Source organism: Waltera intestinalis (assembly GCF_009695995.1).
Classification (GTDB): Bacteria; Bacillota; Clostridia; order Lachnospirales; family Lachnospiraceae; genus Acetatifactor; species Acetatifactor intestinalis.
This window is the reverse complement of record NZ_VUMU01000016.1, coordinates 52,773-75,069: the sequence shown is the minus strand read 5'-3', so window position 1 is coordinate 75,069 and position 22,297 is coordinate 52,773. Positions and strand designations below refer to the sequence as shown.

The 22,297-nt window shown below is 43.5% G+C and carries 19 protein-coding genes; 17 read left to right on the top strand and 2 right to left on the bottom strand.

The genetic code is table 11. The features are described from left to right. Positions 1–141: 141 nt before the first annotated feature. The 12 genes from FYJ59_RS11805 (at position 142) to FYJ59_RS11750 (ending at position 13,300) form a co-directional block, all read left to right on the top strand. On the top strand, positions 142–441 hold the full coding sequence (locus tag FYJ59_RS11805) for a cyclic-phosphate processing receiver domain-containing protein (protein WP_154497560.1): 300 nt from the start codon (positions 142–144) through the stop codon (positions 439–441). Between the two features lie 135 nt (positions 442–576). Beyond that, a complete protein-coding gene (locus FYJ59_RS11800; protein WP_154497557.1) occupies positions 577–1,185 on the top strand; it encodes a class I SAM-dependent methyltransferase in 609 nt (202 codons plus the stop codon). Beyond that, the gene (locus FYJ59_RS11795; RefSeq protein WP_154497553.1) at positions 1,149–3,662 is read left to right on the top strand and encodes a DEAD/DEAH box helicase; all 2,514 of its coding nucleotides are present in this window, start codon (positions 1,149–1,151) and stop codon (positions 3,660–3,662) included. The genes FYJ59_RS11800 and FYJ59_RS11795 overlap by 37 nt, the downstream gene beginning before the upstream one ends. Before the next feature lie 391 nt (positions 3,663–4,053). Next, on the top strand, positions 4,054–4,833 hold the full coding sequence (locus tag FYJ59_RS11790; protein WP_205839537.1) for a helix-turn-helix transcriptional regulator: 780 nt from the start codon (positions 4,054–4,056) through the stop codon (positions 4,831–4,833). An 80-nt stretch (positions 4,834–4,913) separates the two neighbouring features. After that, positions 4,914–5,324: a peptide deformylase gene (locus FYJ59_RS11785; protein WP_154497544.1), complete on the top strand. Its 411-nt coding sequence runs from the start codon at positions 4,914–4,916 to the stop codon at positions 5,322–5,324. 69 nt (positions 5,325–5,393) lie between these two features. Continuing rightward, a complete protein-coding gene (locus FYJ59_RS11780; RefSeq protein ID WP_154497541.1) occupies positions 5,394–8,381 on the top strand; it encodes a DUF3427 domain-containing protein in 2,988 nt (995 codons plus the stop codon). Next, positions 8,378–8,779 (top strand): (deoxy)nucleoside triphosphate pyrophosphohydrolase, encoded by a 402-nt coding sequence (locus tag FYJ59_RS11775; RefSeq protein ID WP_154497518.1) that lies wholly within the window; start codon positions 8,378–8,380, stop codon positions 8,777–8,779. Before FYJ59_RS11780 ends, FYJ59_RS11775 begins: the two co-directional genes overlap by 4 nt. A gap of 133 nt (positions 8,780–8,912) precedes the next feature. Continuing rightward, complete coding sequence (locus FYJ59_RS11770; RefSeq protein ID WP_154497511.1) at positions 8,913–10,172, top strand: ATP-binding protein; 1,260 nt, start codon at positions 8,913–8,915, stop codon at positions 10,170–10,172. 134 nt (positions 10,173–10,306) lie between these two features. Continuing rightward, entirely contained in the window at positions 10,307–11,884 is a 1,578-nt protein-coding gene (locus FYJ59_RS11765) for a GGDEF domain-containing protein (protein WP_154497506.1), read from the top strand. A 121-nt stretch (positions 11,885–12,005) separates the two neighbouring features. Then, complete coding sequence (locus FYJ59_RS11760) at positions 12,006–12,563, top strand: biotin transporter BioY (protein WP_154497503.1); 558 nt, start codon at positions 12,006–12,008, stop codon at positions 12,561–12,563. A gap of 16 nt (positions 12,564–12,579) precedes the next feature. Beyond that, entirely contained in the window at positions 12,580–12,960 is a 381-nt protein-coding gene (locus FYJ59_RS11755; protein ID WP_154497499.1) for a DUF1284 domain-containing protein, read from the top strand. A gap of 169 nt (positions 12,961–13,129) precedes the next feature. Then, positions 13,130–13,300, top strand: coding sequence for a hypothetical protein (locus tag FYJ59_RS11750; protein WP_154497496.1), 171 nt, complete (start codon positions 13,130–13,132; stop codon positions 13,298–13,300). 96 nt (positions 13,301–13,396) lie between these two features. On the opposite strand, the gene FYJ59_RS11745 is transcribed toward FYJ59_RS11750, so the two are convergent. Together FYJ59_RS11745 and FYJ59_RS11740 are read right to left on the bottom strand one after the other, a co-directional pair. Further along, on the bottom strand, positions 13,397–13,750 hold the full coding sequence (locus FYJ59_RS11745; protein ID WP_154497493.1) for a sodium:calcium antiporter: 354 nt from the start codon (positions 13,748–13,750) through the stop codon (positions 13,397–13,399). Positions 13,751–14,034: 284 nt separating this feature from the next. After that, positions 14,035–15,141, bottom strand: coding sequence for an endonuclease/exonuclease/phosphatase family protein (locus FYJ59_RS11740; RefSeq protein WP_154497490.1), 1,107 nt, complete (start codon positions 15,139–15,141; stop codon positions 14,035–14,037). Between the two features lie 209 nt (positions 15,142–15,350). On the opposite strand from FYJ59_RS11740, the gene FYJ59_RS11735 reads away from it, so the two are divergent. The 5 genes from FYJ59_RS11735 (at position 15,351) to FYJ59_RS11715 (ending at position 22,281) form a co-directional block, all read left to right on the top strand. Further along, the gene (locus tag FYJ59_RS11735; RefSeq protein WP_154497487.1) at positions 15,351–17,048 is read left to right on the top strand and encodes a sensor histidine kinase; all 1,698 of its coding nucleotides are present in this window, start codon (positions 15,351–15,353) and stop codon (positions 17,046–17,048) included. Next, a complete protein-coding gene (locus FYJ59_RS11730) occupies positions 17,035–18,636 on the top strand; it encodes a response regulator transcription factor (RefSeq protein WP_205839536.1) in 1,602 nt (533 codons plus the stop codon). The genes FYJ59_RS11735 and FYJ59_RS11730 overlap by 14 nt, the downstream gene beginning before the upstream one ends. A 180-nt stretch (positions 18,637–18,816) precedes the next feature. Continuing rightward, a complete protein-coding gene (locus FYJ59_RS11725) occupies positions 18,817–20,349 on the top strand; it encodes an ABC transporter substrate-binding protein (protein WP_154497480.1) in 1,533 nt (510 codons plus the stop codon). A 117-nt stretch (positions 20,350–20,466) separates the two neighbouring features. Next, positions 20,467–21,390 (top strand): ABC transporter permease, encoded by a 924-nt coding sequence (locus tag FYJ59_RS11720; protein WP_154497477.1) that lies wholly within the window; start codon positions 20,467–20,469, stop codon positions 21,388–21,390. 12 nt (positions 21,391–21,402) lie between these two features. Further along, entirely contained in the window at positions 21,403–22,281 is an 879-nt protein-coding gene (locus tag FYJ59_RS11715; protein WP_154497474.1) for a carbohydrate ABC transporter permease, read from the top strand. Positions 22,282–22,297: the final 16 nt, after the last annotated feature.

Sequence of the window (22,297 nt, the reverse complement as noted above, 5' to 3'; positions counted from 1 at the left end):
AATTTGCTATTTACCATTGATATTCTTAGAAAAATAATCCTCATAAAATGTGATAAAATACAAAAAGATGGCTCATGAAATGTGAAAAACAGATCAAAGCATATCTGAAAAGCCTGGATTAATGAAAAGGAGCGTGAAATAATGAAAATCTGGTTAGATGATCTCCGCCCGGCACCCTGGGGATATGAGAGCGCCAGATCCGTGAATGAAGCCAAGACGCTGATCCGCGAGGCGGAGAGAAACGGCATCGAGATCGAGGCGCTGGATCTCGACCATGACCTGGGAGATTTTGCAAATCAGGGCGGCGATGCCATAAAACTGCTGGACTGGCTGGCGGAGCGGGAGACCTTTTATCCCGTGGAGATCCATACCGCGAACCCCGTGGGCAGAGCAAATATGGAGAGCGTGCTGGCGAGGTACTGGGGAGAGGAGTACTGGTAGAAACTAGATGGCAACTAGATGGCAACTTTCGTAGAAAAGTTTGTAAGATTCTGTCGCATATTGTCATACATATAATAGAGGGAGCAATTTTACATAGATTGCAGTATTCCTGAAAATATGCTATGATACTTTTAAATGAGCGAAAAAAGTAAAAAGAATCAGACAATTCAATATTATGATCAAAATGCCGCCGATTTTGTGGAGAACACGCGTGATGTAGATTTTCATGTAATGCAGGATGAATTTATAGAAGGGCTTCCTGCTGGGGCGAAGATCCTGGATCTGGGCTGCGGCTCCGGAAGGGATACAAAATATTTCCTGGAGCATGGATATCGGGTAGACGCGATAGACGGCTCCGCGGAACTGTGCGCGTTGGCATCAGAGTACACGGGGATTCCGGTGAAATGCCAGATGTTCCAAGAGCTGGATGCATCGGAAGTGTATGACGGTATCTGGGCGTGCTCATCGTTGCTACATTTATCCTATGGGGAACTGGATGAAGTGTTATATCGCATCGAGAAGGCGCTGAATCCGCAGGGCATTTTGTACATGTCATTTAAGTATGGTGTATTTGAGGGGGAAAGGAACGGCAGATATTTTCTGGATTTTACAGAAGAGAAACTGGAGCAGCTGCTGAAAAAACATACAAGTTTACAGCAGCTGCGGAACTTTCTGACAGAAGATGTACGACCGGACAGGGAAGAAAGATGGCTGAATCTATTCCTGAAAAAGATCAATTCTTAATTGCTTATCCGAACTATGTCCTCCGGGAGACAGTGACTTATCCGAATGGCGGTGTGAGTCGCTTTTATGATGATGGAGTGGACATGGTCATTATCGATGATGAAATCTGCTCCTGCCGCGATGGCGAGCAGATTTTTCCTTATACACTGATCACAGATAAACAAAACCACTATATGAAAATATACCGGAGAGTGTTCCGATTCCTGGGATTCGATGTGGAAACGATAGAAAAATGCCTGCAGAAAAGCAGACAGGAAATGTTGCACTTTACCAAAAAGATTTCAGAAAGAGGAGAGCATGCGGACTCTTCACCGCTGGAGCTGCTGTTTGAACAGAATTTCACGGATGTCTATGGCATGCGGGCATTGAAATATCTGCAAAAAGAATTCCGGATATCCGATGAAGACGGCAACAATTATTTCCTCGATTATCTCGTAGATACCACAGACGGCAGAGTGGCCATCGAGGAAAACGGAATTCATTACCACCATCCGCAGCTGATCGGAATAGAGGGCTATCGGAAACAATTGTGCAAGCAGAATACCTGCGCATTGTGGGGATTAAAGCTATACCGTTTTTCCACGGAAGATTGCCGATTCAAGGATCGTATCGAGGATGATATCCGGTCTTACCTGGGAAAAGATACCAGCGGATTCCGGGAAGCGGGATTGCTGCTGGAACGTAAAACGGAACTGTATGAGCACCAGGAGATCAGCCTTGCACAGATAGAGGAACGACGGGAAAAAGGGATTCGTGCATTCCTCATTGTATTACCTACCGCAGCGGGCAAGTCCCGGATCGTGGAAGAAGATATTATGAAATTTGCAGCCGGAAAAGAACAGTTCCGGGCTTTGATCCTGGCACCGAATACAAATATCATTGCGGACTGGAAAGAGAGAATCGATAAAGACCTGCAGCCGTTGCAGGACCGGATTGATATTAAGACTTATAGCTATGCGGTAAGACATTACCATGAAAAAACAAGGGATTATTATTCCTATATTGTAGTAGATGAGGCGCACCACGCGGTAGCTCCGATGTTAAAGCGGGTGATCCAATACTATGCACCGGAATTTCTCGTAGGATTGACAGCGACGGATCAGCGCCCGGATAAAAAGAGACTGGAAGAAATCTTCGGAAATTATACAACAGAGCTTTCTTTGAAGGATGCAATGGAGAAGGGAGTTGTGGCGAGGGCGAATGTCTACCGGATCGAGACGAATATTGATCTGAGCCATGTCCGTTTTAACGGAAAAGATTATGTGAATGCGGATCTGGAGAAGAGTGTGCGTGTCACTTCTCGAAATGAATTGATCGTAAATGTGCTGAAGGACTATTTCACGGAGGGAGATGCCGGAAAACGTCAGGGAATTATCTTCTGTATCAACAAGGCACATACCAAAGAAATGGCACGCCTGCTGAACGCAGCCGGTATCTCAGCGCAGGATTACAGTGGAGATACAAAACATCCGGAGAAGGTTATGCAGGAGTTCAAAGAGCATAAGATACGTTTCCTCTGTGCCTGCGATATGATCTCGGAAGGCTGGGACTATCCGGAACTCGGAATCCTCGTTATGGCGCGCCCAACCCTGTCGAAGGTGCTGTATCTTCAACAGATCGGCAGAGGTTTGCGCCGGACATCCATCAAGAAAAATGTGTTCGTCATTGATGTGGTAGATGAATACGGAGCCATGGTGAGACCCTGCAGTATGCATGCTATCTTCGGAAACTCATTGTATGTTCCGTTCGGCGATATCACCAGACAGGATTACCTGCCGGGACAAATGATCGAGATCGATGGCATCACAGAGCGCGTGGAACGGATCGTGGAAGTGGACATCCATACCTTTGAAGAAAAGTATGGGGATTACTATAGTCAGGAACAACTGGCGAGAGAGTACTTTGTCAACACCGGAACGATCACCAGCTGGATCCGTAAGGGGAAGATTACACCAACAGTGGAGTTCCCATTCGGCAGCAAGAAGATCAGCCTGTTCAGCCCGGAGGATGTAGAGAAATACAGAAAAGAACTGAACATCCAGAAGCATAACGATGACACCGTTCGGGATGACTTTTTTGCATTCTTGGAGGAAAGAGATTATTCATTGTCTTATAAGATGCCGTTCCTGTTGTCGTTTATCGATCATATGGACACGATAGGCGATGCAAAGATCGAGGATGTACTGACAGATTACATAGCCTTTTATCAGGACAGGATCGATAAGGGACTGCCGGTGGATCGCCCCAGTTGCCCTTATAATGCCGAGACTCTGAAAGACCGGAAATTGATTAAAAGCAGCATGCTGACCAATCCCTTTGAAAAGTTCGAGAGAAAGAGATTTATGTACTACTCAAAGGACTTGGGAGTGATCTCACTGAATCATGCGCTGCTGGCGAAGATGAGTGAGGGGGATTGGGAGAGAGTGAAAAGGCAAATGAGGGAAGATTTGGAGAGGTACTATAGAGATAAAATATAATTTATAGAAGAGGGATGATGGAGATACTTCCAAGATGTATATGAATTATTCTATTATCAGATTGCTCACGAGATCAGACATCAGCAAGCTATGGAAGAGACTGAGAAGATGTTTCGAACAGGTTTTGTCGATTACGGGATATCATTAGATGCTTTTGTAGAACAAGAAAAATAAATGGAAGATAGTTGGATTGTAAAAATTAATAGATTGAAAGGCAGGCGATTCAATGAATAAAGAAGTATCTGAAGAAAGAACATCAGAAATAGCAATACAGCCTTTGGACTGAATGATTACTAATCGTACAAAAGGTTGCGGATTGATTGCTCTTGTAAACCATTGATAACATATGCTTGTACCGATAAACATATGGAAGACATGGAGGAAAATAATAATGAATGGGCTTAGATGGCTTAGAATCCGTTGTAATTTATCAACAAGTGAACTGGCAGATCAATTAGGAGTTACAAGGCAAGCGGTTTGTAGTTGGGAGAGCGGGAAGAAGGCTATTCCGGAGAAAAGAAAGAACCAAATGGCGGCGTTCTTTGGAATTGATAGAACATATTTTGATGAGATTGATGAAGAAAAACGGAATGAATTAATTCAGAAGGCAATGTATTTCTATCAAAAAGATGGTAAAGAGATATACCTATATAGACCTAACAAAACACCTAAAAGCCACGATGAGACCGTCACATATTTTCAAAAAGACCGTGAAAAAAGTTTAGATGAAGAATATTTACTTGCTAAAAAGAGAAAGCAGCAAACAATACAAGAGATAGAAGAGCAGATAGAAGATAAAAAAGAGACAGATTGCCTTTTGACAAAAATCTCCCATCTACATCGTGGCTGTGATGTCTATGAAATAACAAGTAAATTGTTTAAAAAAATGAAAAAAGAGAAGGCATTTTTGAAAATTCCATATTTCTGTGAATTAATGAATGTGTGGAAAGCAATGCTACTTGCTTATGAGTTGCTGGATGAAAAATCTTTGTCAGAAGAAAAGGTGGAGGAGCATTGGGGAGAAGACGTAGATTTTATACTTCATCTTTCAGACGAAATAAAAAATCATTGGGAAAAAGAGAAAACTTGGCATGAAAATTATCATAAGGAAGTAAGAAAGCGTATTCAAGAGAAACAGGTAAAAAATCAAAAAGAGGTAGGACATTTCTAGTTGGATAACAGGGAGTACCTTTGGAGGTTAATAGAATCTACACTTGGATATCAGCCTGATGTATGGAAGGGATGGAATTAATGGTAAAGAAGATCATGCATGATCCGCTATTCCTGGCACAGAAGTCAGTGGATGCAACAGAGGCAGATAAACAGATTGTGACTGATTTGCTTGATACACTTAAGGCAAATTTAGAACACTGTGTTGGTATGGCTGCCAATATGATTGGAGTAAAAAAGAATATCATTGTAGTAGCAGCAGGACCATTTCAGTTTGCAATGATAAATCCGGTAATAACAAAGAAATCCGGAGCATATCAGACTGAGGAAGGATGTCTTTCGCTGGAAGGTGTAAGACCATGTACGAGATATCAGGAAATAGAAGTGGACTATCTTGATCAGAACTTTAAGAAACAGCATGGAAAGTATTCAGGTTGGACAGCACAGATTATTCAGCATGAGATTGACCATTGCAATGGAATAGTAATATAAAGGTAGTGGATCCGGAAATCATGCAATACAGAAGAAAAATAGAGAAAAATGTTAAATACGGAGCAAACCATGTCAAACACCACTCTTACGCAACTGCAAGAAGGCCTAACAACTGCATACATCGACGGTACAGCCGCTGCCAACCTGGCATACAAGCCTGCTTTCGTGTCGAATAATCCGGACGAGGGCAAGAAAGTTATTTCCGTCATAGAAGATGAGCTGATGAAGTGTGACCAATTCCAGATCAGCGTGGCGTTTATTACTATGGGCGGAATTACGCCTCTTTTGCAGACTTTGAAGGAATTGGAGAAGAGGCAGATTCCTGGACAGATATTAACGACAAACTATCTGAATTTTAGTGAGCCTAGAGCATTGAAGAAGTTGGAGGAATTGTCCAATATTACCTTGAAAATGTATGACGTGGATCGTGCAGATCAGGGATTCCATACCAAAGGTTACATTTTTAAGAAGGAAGAGATTTATCGTATTATCATCGGCAGCTCCAACATCACAAGTGCTGCTTTGACGAAAAATAAGGAGTGGAATACCAAAATTGTTTCCACAGAGCAGGGTGAAATTGCGATGGAGATCGTAAAAGAATTTCACCAGCTGTGGGATTCTAAGTATGCGCTTTTCTATGATGATTTCTATGAGAATTATAAGCAAAAGTATGAGATCATCAAAAAGCAGAGGGAAATAGCAAAACGGGATGAGATATCTTCCACGGAGAAGTATAAACTGGAACCGAATTCTATGCAGGTAGGGTTTATTACGAATCTTCGTAAGATTGTGGATGCTGGAGAAAATAGAGCACTGCTGATTTCTGCTACCGGTACAGGCAAGACGTATGCGTCAGCCTTTGCCATGCGAGAGTTAGGATTTAAGCGTGCTCTGTTTCTGGTACATAGATCTACCCTCGCGAAACAGGCGTTGACATCATTCCGAAAAGTATTTGAAGATAAGAAGTCAATGGGCATTGTTGGGGCAGGATATTCAGATTATGAGGCTGATTATATTTTTGCTATGGTGGAGACTCTTCACAAAGCGGATAATTTGAGGAAGTTTGATCCAGAAGAGTTTGATTGCATTGTTTTAGATGAAGCGCATCATAGTCCGGCGAATACTTATCAGAAGGTCATGGAGTATTTCAAACCGAAATTATTCCTGGGTATGACAGCAACACCGGATAAGAGGGATGATGGGGATGCTTCCAGGAATGTATACGAATTGTTCCATTATCAGATCGCTTACGAGATCAGGCTGCAGCAGGCAATGGAAGAGGATTTACTATGTCCATTTCATTATTTTGGAATTAGTGATATTTCCATGATAACGGATGAACAAGCCAAAGCGAGAAATATTTCGGAGGAATATTTTGGAAGATTAACCGGTGACGAGCGTGTAAGACATGTCATCGAACAGGCGAGATATTATGGATATAGCGGTGATCGTGTTAAGGGACTTATTTTCTGCAGTAGGAATAGGGAATGTGAGGAGCTGTCTGCAAAGTTCAATAGACTGGGATACCGTACCGTAGCACTAAGCGGCAAGAATACCGATCGTGAACGAGAAGCAGCATTTGAACGTCTGGCAATGAACGAAGCGGATACAACAGATGAAATGCAGCCTTTGGACTACATTTTTTCAGTAGATATTTTGAATGAAGGTGTAGATATCGTAGAAGTGAACCAGGTGATCATGCTGCGACCTACGCAGTCTCCTATTGTATTTATACAGCAACTTGGCAGAGGACTTAGAAAAGCTGAGAACAAGGAATATGTGGTAATTCTTGATTTTATTGGAAACTATAATAACAATTTTATGATTCCAGTGGCATTGTCCGGGGATAGAACTTATAATGCGGATACGATCAGAAAATATGTGATTTCAGGGAATAATACGATACCCGGAGCATCCACAGTACATTTTGATGAAATTGCAAAAGAAAAAATATTCAATTCTATTGATAAGATCCGAGGAATGAAATCGATTATAAGAGAAAGCTACATTTCTCTGAAAAATAGAATTGGACGAATTCCCCTGTTGTATGACTTCTATGAGCAGGGAGAGATTGATCCGTTGGTAATTATCAAAGAATATAAGACATATTGGCAGTTCCTGGAAGCTGTTGAGACGGGAAAGGACTCCTGTAAATTGAATGATCAGGAAAAGCTGATATTGGAATATCTGTCTAAGACCATTTTAAGTGGAGTCAGGCCTAGTGAGTTATGCATTTTAAAAGAATTTCTAGACAAAGATACCATCTCGACCAGCGATGTTCGAAGAGAACTCGAATATGAGTATGATTATTTTATAACGGATCAGGAAGTAGAGGAATCCGTCAAAGTTCTGCAAGGGCATTTTGTTAGTAAAGACGATGAATACCAGAAATATAAATTTATGAACATATTGCGCCCTGACGGAGAACACACTATGAGGAGTGTGGAAGCTTATCAGAGATGCTTGCAGAACGAAGAGTTTAATGCTCAGATCAGGGATATTATCAAAGTTGGACTGGCTAGATATAAGGATAAATATACCAAGGGTAAATCAGAAGATACACCTTTTGTATTATATGAGAAGTATTCCCGAAGAGATGTGAGCCTTTTGATGAATTGCGGCAAAGATCTGTCATCTACAATGTATGGAATGAGTCGGATAGGTGATGATGTATTCATTTTTATTACTTACCATAAAGAAGAAGCCGAGGAAGGTAAAAATTACGCGGATGGCAAGCCGGATTATGCAGATGCTTTTGAAGATAATCTGATTTTCAAGTGGGATTCTCAGATTGGTAAAGATAATAGCAGCCCTTATATGCAGAAGGTTTTGACGGCTCCGAGGAAACATCTGTTGGTGAAAAAGAGTGATGCAGAGACCGGTTTTTATTATATGGGACAATTTGACATTGTGGAATCTGCAGATAGCCAGAAGGAAGACAATAATGGTAAAATGAAACCGATCGCGAAGGTGACCATGAAAATGCATCATCCTGTACGCGAGGATTTATTAAGATATTTACAGAGCAATATTTCAAAGGAGAACGAGGCAGTATGAAAACCATTCGCGTAGTCGCAGCCGTGATCTGCGATTCCATAGAGCACAAAACCAAAATTTTTTCCACCGCAAGAGGCTACGGAGAATTTAAAGGTGGCTGGGAATTCCCTGGCGGGAAGATCGAAGCCGGGGAGACCCCACAGCAGGCAGTTGTCAGAGAGATCCGTGAGGAACTGGATGCCACGATCAGGGTCGGAGACCTGATAGATACCATAGAGTACGATTACCCGGCATTTCATTTATCCATGGATTGTTTCTGGTGTGAGGTCGCTTCAGGAGAGTTGAAGCTTCTCGAGGCAGAGGCTGCCAGGTGGCTGACGAAGGAGGAACTGGATTCCGTGCAGTGGCTTCCGGCGGATGTGACACTGATTGATAAGATCAGAAAGTGCATGGAGTAGATCATTGCAATGGAATTGTCATATAAAGGGATAATATCTTTTAGTGAACTTGAAAAATAGCTCTTGGACGATGTATAATAGAAGAAATTTTAGTAAAAACTAACCGAAATATCTTTTAGGAGCGAAAAACATTATGGAAAATGAGATAAAAAGAGACTATTATCTGGACCAGCTGATAAAGAGAAAAAATAACGGACTGATAAAAATAGTGACCGGCATCAGGAGATGTGGAAAATCTTATCTGCTACGTACTATATTTAAGAACCATCTCATTGAAAGCGGAGTGGATGAGGGACATATTATTGAGATGGCATTTGATTTATATGATAACATAGAATATAAGGACCCAAAGGTGTTTTATCCATGGGCGAAGGAACAAATAAAGGATGAGGGCACATATTATTTCCTTTTAGATGAAGTGCAGCTGCTTGATGAATTTGTAAGCGTATTAAACGGACTTGCAGATCAGAAAAACTGTGATGTGTTTGTTACTGGAAGTAATGCAAAGTTTTTGTCGAGAGATATAGCTACGGAGTTTGGGGGAAGAGGGGATGAAGTGCATATGTATCCCTTAAGCTTTTCTGAATTTATGTCTGTGTATGATGGAAACCGATATGATGGATGGAATGAATACATTACCTATGGTGGCATTCCGCTTGTTGTATTAGCTGAGACAGAAGAGCAGAAAATGGCTATTTTAGACAATCTGTTTAAGGAAACGTATATCAGTGATATCGTAAAGAGAAATAAAATCAGAAACGTAGGAGAAATGGAAGCACTATTGGACATCCTTTCGTCTGCAATTGGGGATTTGACCAATCCGAATAAGCTTCATAAAACTTTTAAGAGTGTGAATCGTTCAAAGATTACGGCTACTACCATCACAAAATACATTGAGTATTTAGAGGATGCATTTTTAATTGAGGAAGCCGTAAGGTATGACATCAAGGGAAAGTCTTATATTGGTACGCCTTTGAAATATTACTTTATGGATATGGGACTTAGAAATGCGCGTATCAATTATAGACAAATAGAGATAACCCACTCTATGGAGAATGTCATTTATAATGAACTTAGAATGAGGGGGTTCAGCGTTGATGTAGGAAATCTTACCATAGTAGAGAATGGCAAAGATGGCAAGGCTGTAAAGAAGCAGTTGGAAGTAGACTTTATATGCAATAAAGGTTCTAAGAAGTATTACATTCAGTCAGCATACCAGCTTGGCACAGAGGAAAAATTAGCACAGGAAATCAGACCATTCCTTAAGATAAATGACTCATTTAAAAAGATTGTCATTACTTCTGATACTCCAAAGCCATGTTATACAGATGAAGGGATTTTAATGATGAATGTGTATGATTTCTTATTAAACCCGGAGTTAATGGATTTATAGAAAATATTGTTTTCCCCCGGGATGAGCAGAATTACAATATTTTCAAACATGAGATAGCCACGATACTGTGTTGACAAATAATAAGAAAATTAATACTATAGTACCAAACGGATCGTTGGATATTGAGGGAAGTAATGGAGAAGGAACAGGGAAAGCTTATTATAATTGTATCAGTCGTATTTGCTATGGTGCTTCTGTGCATGATCTTTACCTCAGGCAGTGTGCCGGAGGTAAAGTCATTACAGGCATGTACGCCGGACGCAGTCAGCGTCTTGGATGACGGCAGGGAGCTGTACGATTTTATATTGGATCAAAACGATGATGAGACGAACTCGATCGCGTTTTATTCGGCACATCAGGAGATTGCGGTGTATGCAGATGGGAAGCTGATCTATCAGCTGGATGCTTTGCCCGGCATATGGGGAAATACTCCGGGCTGGACCTGGAATATTGTCAGGTTTTCAAGTAATGTGAGCGGCTTGCAGGTACAGTTCACCCCCTGTTATCCGGAAGTGGCAGGTCAGCAGAAGACGTTTTATATCGGTGGCGGCTATAATATCTATCGTTGGGTGATGCGCCGGGCAATGCCTGCCTTTCTCATCAGCATGATGGTGATACTGATAGGATTGTATATTAGTATTTATTGGATCGTTATCCGCTGCGGAAGCCGGATCGACGGAACCTTATTGTATCTGGGTATTTTTTCAATCCTGGTGGGAACATGGTCGGCCAATGAGACGGATGTGGCAACGCTGCTCCTGGCCAACAGGCAGGGATGCTCTTATCTGGCATTTGCTACGCTCATGCTGTTGCCGATGTCCTTTATCCTGTTTGTGAAGAGCTTTCTGGACATCAGGGATGACCGGTTTTGTAGAATTATCTGTAATACTAATCTGGCATTGATCGTCCTGACGCATATACTGAATGCAACAGAGATATATGAGTTCCGGAGAAGCATGTGGATGACGCATGCGTTGATCATTCTGACGATTCTATACCTGCTGGTGGTCATCTGTAGCAAAATTGTCAGAAGGCAGCTGGATCAGAGGCTGAAGGCATGTGTAGGGGCACTGCTGCTTGTATTTTTTGCTACCATTGTAGATGTGAGTGGCTATTATAAAGACGGCAACGATGTAGGCGTATTTGGCAGAATCTCTTTCTTGATCTTTATTGTGGTGCTGGGAATAGAATCCGCCAGACAGACGGTTGCACGGCTGAAAAAAGGTCGAAGGATGGAGGAGTTGGAACAGTTTGCCCTGAATGATTCCATGACCGGCATGTACAATCGAAATGCTTATGATTATTTTGTGAAAAACGAAAAGGATTTTGAAGGATATGTCATAGTGACCTTTGACCTGAATAATCTTAAGCAGTGTAACGATCAATATGGCCATAGGGCAGGGGATGAGTATATTATCAATGCAGCACATATCATAGAGGACAATTTTGAACGCTATGGGAAATGTTATCGCATTGGCGGGGATGAATTCTGCTGTATCATTCCGAAGGGAAGATATTTTAAGATAGAACGTGTGATGCATAAGATCGATCAGGATGTAGAGATCTTGAATCATAAGAACATCATTCCCGTTCCTGTGGGAATTGCCTATGGGTATGCTGTATTCACGGCGGATGATACGGATCCGGAGAAGGTGCGTGAGCGTGCAGATAAGGATATGTACCGGAATAAGAAGACGATGAAGCAGTCCTGACCAGAGAATCTATTCAATTGTTAACCATATTATAAGGGGGGGTTGACAATTAAAAAACACCATGCTATTCTGACAGAGGTTTTTACAAAAGACATCTGACAGAAAGGCATGGTTTTTTATTATGACAACACAGACAACAACACGAAGCAAGACTTATGACATGGTGTATATTGCGGTATTTGCGGTTCTGATCGCGATCTGCTCCTGGATCTCCATCCCGATGACGGTTCCTTTTACGTTACAGACTTTTGCGGTATTCCTGGCAGTCGGCGTACTGGGCGGTAAGAGAGGAAGCCTTGCGGTATTGATCTATATTTTACTGGGTGCGGTAGGCATTCCTGTATTCGCCGGATTCTCCGGTGGTATCGGTGTTCTGCTGGGCAACACCGGTGGTTACATTATCGGATTTTTATTCTCTGCATTAGTAATGTGGCTGATCGAGAAACTGTTCGGACGTAAGACATGGGTGCTGGGTATCTCCATGGTACTGGGCTTGATCGTGTGCTATGCTATCGGAACGGTGTGGTTCATGGTTGTATATGCGCAGAATTCCGGAGCTGTCGGCCTGGCTACCGTACTGGGGTGGTGTGTAATTCCTTTCATCATTCCGGATCTGGTGAAGATCGCACTGGCACTGACTCTGAGCAAGAGACTGGCGAAAGTCCTGAAGCTGAACTAAAGAGGAGATAGATTTCATGCGACAATATAGAATTCGTCCTCACCACGGCATGTGTCTTTATTTCTTCGAGGGGAAGGGATATAGTGACGGATTCACCGCGCATATGGCGGAAGTGAAAGAGTGGCTTCAGGGGAAAGAGGAGCCGGCTACTTTGAAGCTGGTGGGAGAGACGGATGAGATCTGCAGCGCCTGCCCCCATAATAAGGAGGGCAGATGCGAGTCAGCGGAGAAGGTAGACCGATATGATGCGGGTGTATTGAAATACACCGGATTAAAGGCAGGCCAGGAAATGACTTTTGCGGAATTTGAACGGATAGTGGAAGAGAAAATTCTGCAGCCGGGATATGGCAAAGTCATCTGCGGCGACTGCCAGTGGAGAGATATCTGCCACAAATAATGAAGAGCATTCCAATGCGGAAGTGCTCTTTTGTATTACATGAGCTTTGAATTCAGTGATTATATGTTGATTAAACGTGAAGAGTCGGATATAATAAAATCGGAATGTATGAGAATACCGTTGAACATATTAGACCGGATTTGATTTTAAGGTAAGGAGGATGTAGGCTATGGAAGTAATGGCTCAAGGGAACAGACATATTGTCGATTCGGATAGCAAAGTAGATAATAATGTAGTTCGCCAGAAAGTAATGGATAGCTATCAAGATATGTTGAACGGAAAAGGTAGAGATTACAAAGTTTTTTTCGCAGAGTTGGAAAGTAGGTATAACGGAAAATAATGTATAAAGTGCAAATTCTTCCCAAGGCGGAAGAGGATATTAGCACAAAAAGCGCACCTCTGAGTGCGCTTTTTTAGTGCGTCTATAGCCGCACTGTTATCTGATGAAGAGATAAGCCGTATATGCAACATACAGAAGCACGCACGCAGCCCCCTCACTGCGGGTCATGCGTCTGCCGGTACGGGCAAATACGAAGAACAGAATGGCACTGCCAAGGAGCAGTACAGTGTCGATGACGGACTCTCCGAGGACATGCAGAGGGCTGATCACCGCGGACATTCCGAGGATAAACAGGATGTTGAACAGGTTGGAGCCGATGGCATTGCCCAGCGCCAGTCCGCTGTCTCCCTTTTTCGTGGCAATCCCCGCCAGGGAGGAGCTTCCCTCCACGAAAAAGTCCGCACCTTTGATCAGAAGTATAAATCCTACGAGTAACAATATGTATTCCATAAGCTGTCCTTTCCTGCGGAAAGCGTCTGTATTCCTAGAAAAAAGTATAAAAATAGAGACTCTTACCGCATCAAAAATGATCGATAAAAGTCTCGTTGCTTACAATAATAACCGGTCCGACGGACGTGATGACGATTATCATTCCGGACAGCTTCATGTATCATTCGGTTACCATTCTAGGTTACCATTCTATCAGAAACCATCCGGGAACTACTCCCTCTTAACTGTGCCCTCATTCTACAAAAAAGGACAAACACTGTCAACGAACTTTGTAAATCTTGACACTATTTTAACACGAACTCCACCTTTACGGGATCATGGTCGGAGTAGGAATAGCCGGTGTTTACATTCTCATAGGACAGGCACTCGATATTGTCGGAGATAATAAATCCGTCCAAGGTTACGGTATAAGTTACACCGGGGACATATTCCATATCTGCGTTTCTGGCACTGTTCCAAAGTGCCGCCTGTTCCTCAGAACTCAACAGATCCAGACAGAAGGCAAAATGCTCCGGCAGCTCCGTTCTCGGAAAAGGAAATGCCCAGGACTCGCAGTTCTCCGCATCCTCTTCGGAAGCCTTCAGGTCGTGGTTAAAGTCGCCGCCGCAGAGCACATAATTCCCGGCTTCGTATTCTTTTGCCATATCATTGCACAGCATCTCAATCTGTCCCTTGCGGATCTCATCACTGTTGCCGTAAGCGGACATATGCAGATTGAAGATCACCAGCTCCTTGCCATTGTCCACCGGGATCCGGGAGACACTGTAGCAACGGTCCAGATCGAAGAACTTGCTGAAGGAAGTGGATATGGGGAAGCTTCTGCGCAGGGCGGAAGACACCGGATATTTCGAGAACAGTCCGAGTCCTGCCCGGCTGCTGCCGTGGGGCTGGGTAAACGGATAGAACAGGAAAGCAGAGTCATAATTTTGCGCAAATACGGTAGTATATTCCGGCAGAATGTTGCGCAGCATCTCGTACTCATCCGTATGATAGCTTCTGGTGGCATCCAGATCGATCTCCTGGATCAGCGCAAAATCCGGGTCTAATGACTTCACCAGTTCTCCCGCACCGTTTATGGCATATTGTACGGTCTCCGGGCTTTCCGCCCAGGAGGAGGTACCTCCGTCCATGAAGAAGCTGTAATCCGGCAGATAAGCACCAAAGCCGATGTTGTAGGTCACTGCGGAATATTCCGTATCCGTAGCCAGCACCGCAGCCGCACCTGTGGTAATATCGTCGACCGGTGCCTCCACCACCAGTTCCTGATTGTCCTCAATCCTGTAATAACTGGCATAGAGGTAGACGATGTAAGCCAACAGTGCGAGGATGAGGATCCCCAGCACGATACACATGGTTTTTACTAACGTTTTACATAAATTTTTCTTTTTCATATCCTTATTTTAACAAGCCTTGCGGGAAATGGCAAACAGGAATATTTTATTTGTTATTTGTGTGGTCTTATGCTAAACTGGTGCTGGACTATATTTGGAATCCAGGAATTCTCCGGTTTTGAGGGAGCGGGGTTGGCTGTTCAGCCGTCTGCCGGATGGTACGCCGGTCAGACCGTAATAAGAATCTGAAAGTATAATATTATAAAGAAATGAAAAGAGTAAGAAAACGCTTATTGCTGACCGTATGCGCTATGGTGTTGCCTCTTGCGGTGACACTGATCATATATAATATTTATTCTATGACAGCGCTGAACCGGCAGGCTGCCCAGAGCGCAGCCGGTACCGGCTATATTTACGAACAATTTTATGAGAAAAGTATTAAAACGGTCGAGTCTTATATGATCTCGGAAATGGTAGGAAATGATTTCAGGAGACTCAATTATCCGTTGGAGTCATTACAGGCTTATCTGTGCGGGCAGAACATTCTGGAAAATTTTACAAAATATCTGACTTCGGATGTGGATGGACTGGTGGCACTGGAATTTTATTCGGAGAGTAATGATCTGGTCCGGATCAAACATGCCACGGGTACTCGCTATGTGCCGACCAAACAGTCTGGAATATGTCGGGCTGTCTATGAGGAGATGAAGCAGGGGGAACTGAATAGTGACTGGTATGTGATTCCGGTGGAGGATGACTATTTCCTGATCCGGATTCTGAAATACGGCTCGATGTATATCGGTGCGGTCATGGATTTCGACCAGTTTATGAAGCCCTCCTCGGAAGTTGAGGGAAGATCGTCTTATCTGGTCTATGCAACGCAGGACGGACAGGCGCTGAATCAGAAAAATCTGTTGGAAGAGAAACAGATCGAACTGAAACAGAATTCCAAGGGTTATTATATCACGGGGAAAGGAATGGAGCGATACCTTGTGGTGTATGAGCAACTGCCCTACGGTGATCTGGTGCAGTATTACATCAGTCCCTACGGAAGCTTCTGGAACTATATGGGAACTTTGCAGTGGTTTCTGCTGCTTTGCAGCTTTATTTTTATTCTGCTGATCCCGATTCTGTATTTTTATATGTATCGTTTCTTCGTGGCACCCTTAGAGGGATTGAAAGCAACCATGGAAGAGATCGCTGAGGGTGATCTGAACGCCTACGCGGAGGAAAACAGTGATGTGGAGGAATTCCGTTTGATGGCGACCACCTTTAATCACATGATGAATCAGATCCAGAAGCTGAAGATCGATGCCTATGAGCAGGAGCGCAGGATTCAGAATGCAACGATTCAGTATTTACAGATTCAGATCCGCCCCCACTTTTTTCTGAACTGCCTGAAGAATTTCTATGCGCTGGCGGAGCAGAAGGAATACCACTCCATTCAGGAACTGACGCTGGCGCTGTCTTCTTACCTCAGAAAAGTGATTACTTATGAGGAAGATACCATTAGTGTCCGGAAAGAGATGGAGAGCGTGGAATCCTACCTGAAACTGTCACAGCTGGGATTGTCCGTACCGGTGAATTACAACATTGCCGTGGACGAAAAACTGGAAGAATTTCAGATCCTGCCGTTGTCGGTGCTGACTTTCGTGGAGAATGCAGTGAAATACGGTGTACAGTCCCAAAAAACACTGCTCATCAGTATCCGGGTATCGTTACTCCCTGGAGAGACGCCGGAGGATACTTATGTGTGTATTACGATTCTGGACAACGGTCCCGGTTTTCCGGAAGATTTACTGCATTTTCTGAACAAGGAAGAATTCGCAGAAGAGAAGACCGCGGGGATCGGTATCCAGAATGTCTGGAAACGTATTAAAATACGTTATGAGGAAAAAGCAACAATATTATATAGCAACTCGAACGGAGCTTGTGTGGAGATGTATTTACCCTATGAAAAATATTAATGTATTAATAGTAGATGATCAGATCAATGTGGTAAGCGGTGTCATGTTTGGGGTGCATTGGGATCGTCTGGGGATTTCGCAGATATACAAGGCATATAATGCCTATGAAGCAAAACAGGTCCTGTTGGAGAAGCCGGTGGATATCATGCTGTGCGACATTGAAATGCCGGTGGAAAACGGGCTGAGCCTGTTGGCATGGTGTAGAAAGCAGGAAATGGATGTGGAGACGATCTTCCTGACGGCACATGCGGACTTCCTGTATGCCAAAGAGGCTGTGGCGCTGGGAAGCTTTGACTATATTTTACAGCCTGCGAGATATGAAGAGATCGAGGATGCCGTGGGAAGAGCGACGGAGAAGATCCGGATGAAACGGCGGGTCAACGAGGATTCCCGCTACGGACAGCTGCTGAAGAATAAAAAGGGGGTTGTCCTGGGGGCAATGTTGGCGGATCTGTTCTCGGAGGAGAAGAATGACATGGAAATAGCCATGCACAACCTCGAAGAAATAGGGATCCGTGTGACGGAAAATTCCAGACTGATCCTGCTGGATGTGGTTCGTTGGGGAAAGGGACTGGAGAACTGGGATCAGACGCTGTTATATGATACGATTTCCAATGTGCTGGAAGAACTGTTCTACCCTTACGCCTGGAAAGCACTTCTCTATCAGCAGGAAAAGGGAATCTATTATGTACTTCTGTGCACCGACAGTGCGGCAGAACTGAATGAAGAATCCATGCATCATCAGATGGAGCGTTTTCAGATTACATTTCAGAAATTTTTCGACTGTGGAGTTGCCATATATTACGGTGCACTGGAGGATCGGCAGGCGGTCTGGGAACTAGTGCGGATTCTGAAAAAAGCCGACCAGAACAATGTTGGACGCAAAGAAGGAATCTACAATGTGCAGGAGAGCAAGCAGAAGGAACGGAAAGCAGAGGAACACTACTGCGAGAACTGGGTACAACTTCTAGAAAATGAACTGTATGATACCGTGGTAAAAGACGCTTCGGATACCTTGCAGAGATTGGCGGCGGAGGATCAACTGAATTCCAAAAATTTGATGCGGTTTTACCAGAAGATTATGGGTGTAATCTATCTGGTACTCCAGAAATTAAATATGGATATGGAGCAGTTGTTCCCGGAGGAAGAGATCATGCAACGTGCCATGTCTGCCTATGCTTACACGGAAGATACGCTATGGCTGGTAAAATATGTGACGGCGAGACTGCATGAACTGCGGAATACGGAGTCGGGGAAGGAGACCCAGATCGATGAGATATTCCAATACATCCGAAGCCACATGGATGAGGATATCAAGAGGGATGATATTGCCGATGCGGTGCACCTGAACGCCAATTATATTTCTGTGTTGTTTAAAAACAAAACGGGAATGTCATTAAAAGAATATATTATCTCAGAGAAAATGACACTTGCCCGGAACATGGTCCGAGAGACGGTGTTACCCATCAGTGTGATCGCCATGAAAGTGGGATATACCAACTTTTCCCATTTTTCCCAAAGCTATAAGAAAATCAACGGGGTTTCACCTACGGAGGATCGGGAAGAGACCGGGCACACAAACGAATAGTATTTTCAAAATGTCACATTTTTTACAATAGAATGTGACATTTTTGATATTCCGGAATGCGGAAAGTAAAAAAACTTATTTTTTTGACACAAACAACATTTTTAACAGATAGATACGATTGTGGGATTTTTTTATAATGAATTCATCATCAATGAAGACCTACGAAGGGAGAAGAAATGTATGAAAATCAAAAAGTTATTGGCAACAGGACTTGCTACCGCGATGGCAGTAACGACTCTTGCAGGATGCGGATCTACCGCAGATAACAACGCTTCACAGAGTGCAGGCACAGACAATGTGGCAGGAAGCACACAGGCGGCAGCGTCAAATGATGATGTGACCACCATTACCATCTATGCGTTCAATAATTCCACCACGGAGGCTGCAGAAAAGGTTGCGGCAGCAGTAAGCGAGATCACAGAGCCCGCCATAGGTGTAAAAGTAAACCTTCTGACTGGTGTAAACTCAGAGCAACTGAATCTGGCACTGGCTTCCGGAGAAGATCTGGATTTGTTCTTCGCAATGCCCTGGCAGGTATCCATGTCCACCATGGCAACTACAAACCAGATTATTGCCCTGGATGATCTGCTGGCAGAATATGCACCGGATGTATTGTCCGGTATCTCCGAGGATGACTGGCGGTGTTCTACCGTATCCGGAAGTATCTACGGAGTACCGATGAACAAGGATAAGGCACAGGGGCGTGGCTTTGAAATGGTAAAATCCATTGCGGATGAATTGGGAATCGACTACTCCACTCCATGGACTTACGAAGATTTGGATGCCAATCTAAGAAAAGTAAAAGAAGCATATCCGGATATGTATCCCCTGGTTCCCAACACCGGAACAATGATCTATCCGGCATGGGCATGTGACGTGCTGAGCGATGATCTGGGCGTACTGGAAAATGCACTTTCCGACAGTACCCAGGTAGTGAATTTCTACGATACAGATTCCTTCAAGGAATATTGCAAGTGGGTATACCAATGGGCACAGGAAGGTCTGATGATGCCGGATGCAGTCAATACCACAGAAGGGTATCAGGAATTCTTCAACTCAGGTGTCGGTTTTGGTACTTTCACTTCCTTCAAGGCAGGATTTGAAGCAGAAGAGACCAGAAAATGCGGTAAAGACATCGTAGTAGTACAGATGGAGAACGGTGCACCCCATTCTACCACAAGCATGGTAAATGCAAGCTGGTGCATTGCTAATAACAGCAAGAACCCTGAAAAGGCAATGCAGATGCTGAATTTGATGTACACCAACCCTGAAGTATCCAACCTGTTAGTCAACGGTATCGAAGGCGACAACTGGGTATTCGCAGATGAGAGCAAGGGTGTGATCACCTATCCGGAAGGTGTGGATTCTTCCAATACTTCATACTCTTCCGTAGGTTGGGCTTGGCCTAATGAACAGATTACCTATGTATGGGAAGGTGATGATCCTGATGTATGGGAGCAACTGGGTGAGTTCAATAAGAATGCACAGCCCTCTCCTGCAAAAGGATTTGTATGGGATAACTCAGAAGTACTGAATGAAGTAACTGCATGTAACAATGTAGTAGAGAAATATCGTGCAGGTCTGTTGACCGGATGCTTGGATCCTGAGACAGCTATCCCCCAGATGAATCAGGAACTGGATGCAGCAGGTATCAACACCATTATCGAAGCTAAGCAGGCACAGCTGGATGCATGGCTTGCAGAGCAGAACTAAAGCACTACAAATCATAAAAATAATCGTCCAAACCTAAAATATAAGCTTTGAAGCCAAAAGAGGTCCCGCCAGTTCTTTGGTGGGACCTCTTTCAAAAGAAAGGAACAGGTAATACTCATGAATAAGAAGAGTACTTTCGTAAAATGGAGACGTTATCTTCCTTTATATCTCATGTTGATCCCCGGTGCTGTATACATTTTTATCAACAACTATATCCCCATGGCGGGACTGATCATGGCATTTGAAAAATATGATTACAAACTGGGAATGTTTAAGAGCCCGAAGATCGGACTTGACAACTTTACTTATCTATTTGCCACAAAAGATGCACTGAATATTACCAGAAACACATTATTATATAATGCAGTATTTATTATTCTGGGGAATATCCTGGCCATTACGGTAGCAGTTCTGTTAAATGACGTGAGATCCAAGACGAAGAAAAAACTATATCAGACGCTGATTCTGATCCCTTATCTGATCTCCACAGTCATCGTCAGCTATATTGTATATGGCTTTTTAAATACACAGAACGGATTCATTAATAACTCTATTTTGGAGCCTTTGGGCAAGAATGGCATCGCCTGGTATTCACAGCCAAAGTATTGGCCTTTTATTATTACATTTGTCTATCTATGGAAAAATTTCGGCTACAGCAGCATCATCTATTTCGCAACGGTGGTGGGAATCGACAAGACCTATTATGAAGCGGCGGTGATTGACGGAGCTACCAGATGGCAGCAGGTCAGATATGTGACACTATCCAGTCTGAAACCCACAATCATCACGCTGGTGCTGATGTCCATCGGACGTATTTTCTATTCAGACTTCGGCCTGTTTTATCAGGTACCCATGAACAGCGGAGCCTTGATCGATGTGACTAATACGATCGACACTTATGTATATCGCGGACTAACAACACTGAACAACGTGGGTATGTCGGCGGCAGCAGGCTTCTATCAGTCCATCGTTGGATTCATTCTGGTACTGACCGCCAATATGATCGTCCGCAAGGTCAGCCGTGAAAATGCACTGTTTTAAGGAGATGAGATTATGGTCATAAAAGATACAAAATACCAGGTCGTAGTCAATACCGTATTAATTATATTGTCTCTGATGTGTGTCATGCCGTTTATACTGTTGCTCAGTTCTTCCATCACTTCAGAGACGGCACTGGTGAAGACAGGCTACCGGTTCTGGCCAACGGAGATCGACCTGTCCGCCTATAAATATTTGCTGATGGACAGTACCTCCATTGTCAGAGGCTACGCAATATCCTTTTTCGTGACAATTGTGGGAACACTGACGAGCCTGATGCTGACTACTTTATACGCTTACCCGTTGTCCAGAAAAAATCTGCCAGGAAGAAATATTTTTGCCTTTTATATTTTCTTTACCATGTTGTTCAACGGTGGACTAGTGCCTGGCTACATGATGTGGACACAGATGTTCCATATTAAAAATACGATATTTGCTCTGATCGTTCCCGGTTTGTTGTTAAACGCATTTAATGTCATTATGATGCGTACATACTTTACGACAAACATCCCGGAGGAAGTCCTCGAAGCGGCAAGGATCGACGGTGGCGGAGAACTCTACATCCTCACTAAAGTAGTACTTCCTATGTCGAAACCCATTATCGTGACGTTGGTACTGCTGATCGGACTGTCTTACTGGAATGACTGGCTGAATGGTCTGTACTATGTGAACCGGGATAATCTGTACAGTATTCAGGTATTGTTGAAGAAGATGATGGATGATATTGAGATGATAAAAAAGGCTTCCGCAGCCGGAGCAAGTACCATGAAGATGCCTTCCATTTCCATTCGTATGGCAGTGGCGGTCATGGGTGCACTGCCTATCATGTGTGTCTACCCATTCTTCCAGAAGTACTTTGTCAAAGGTATTGTCATCGGAGCAGTAAAAGGATAAATAAGGAGGAAACGGA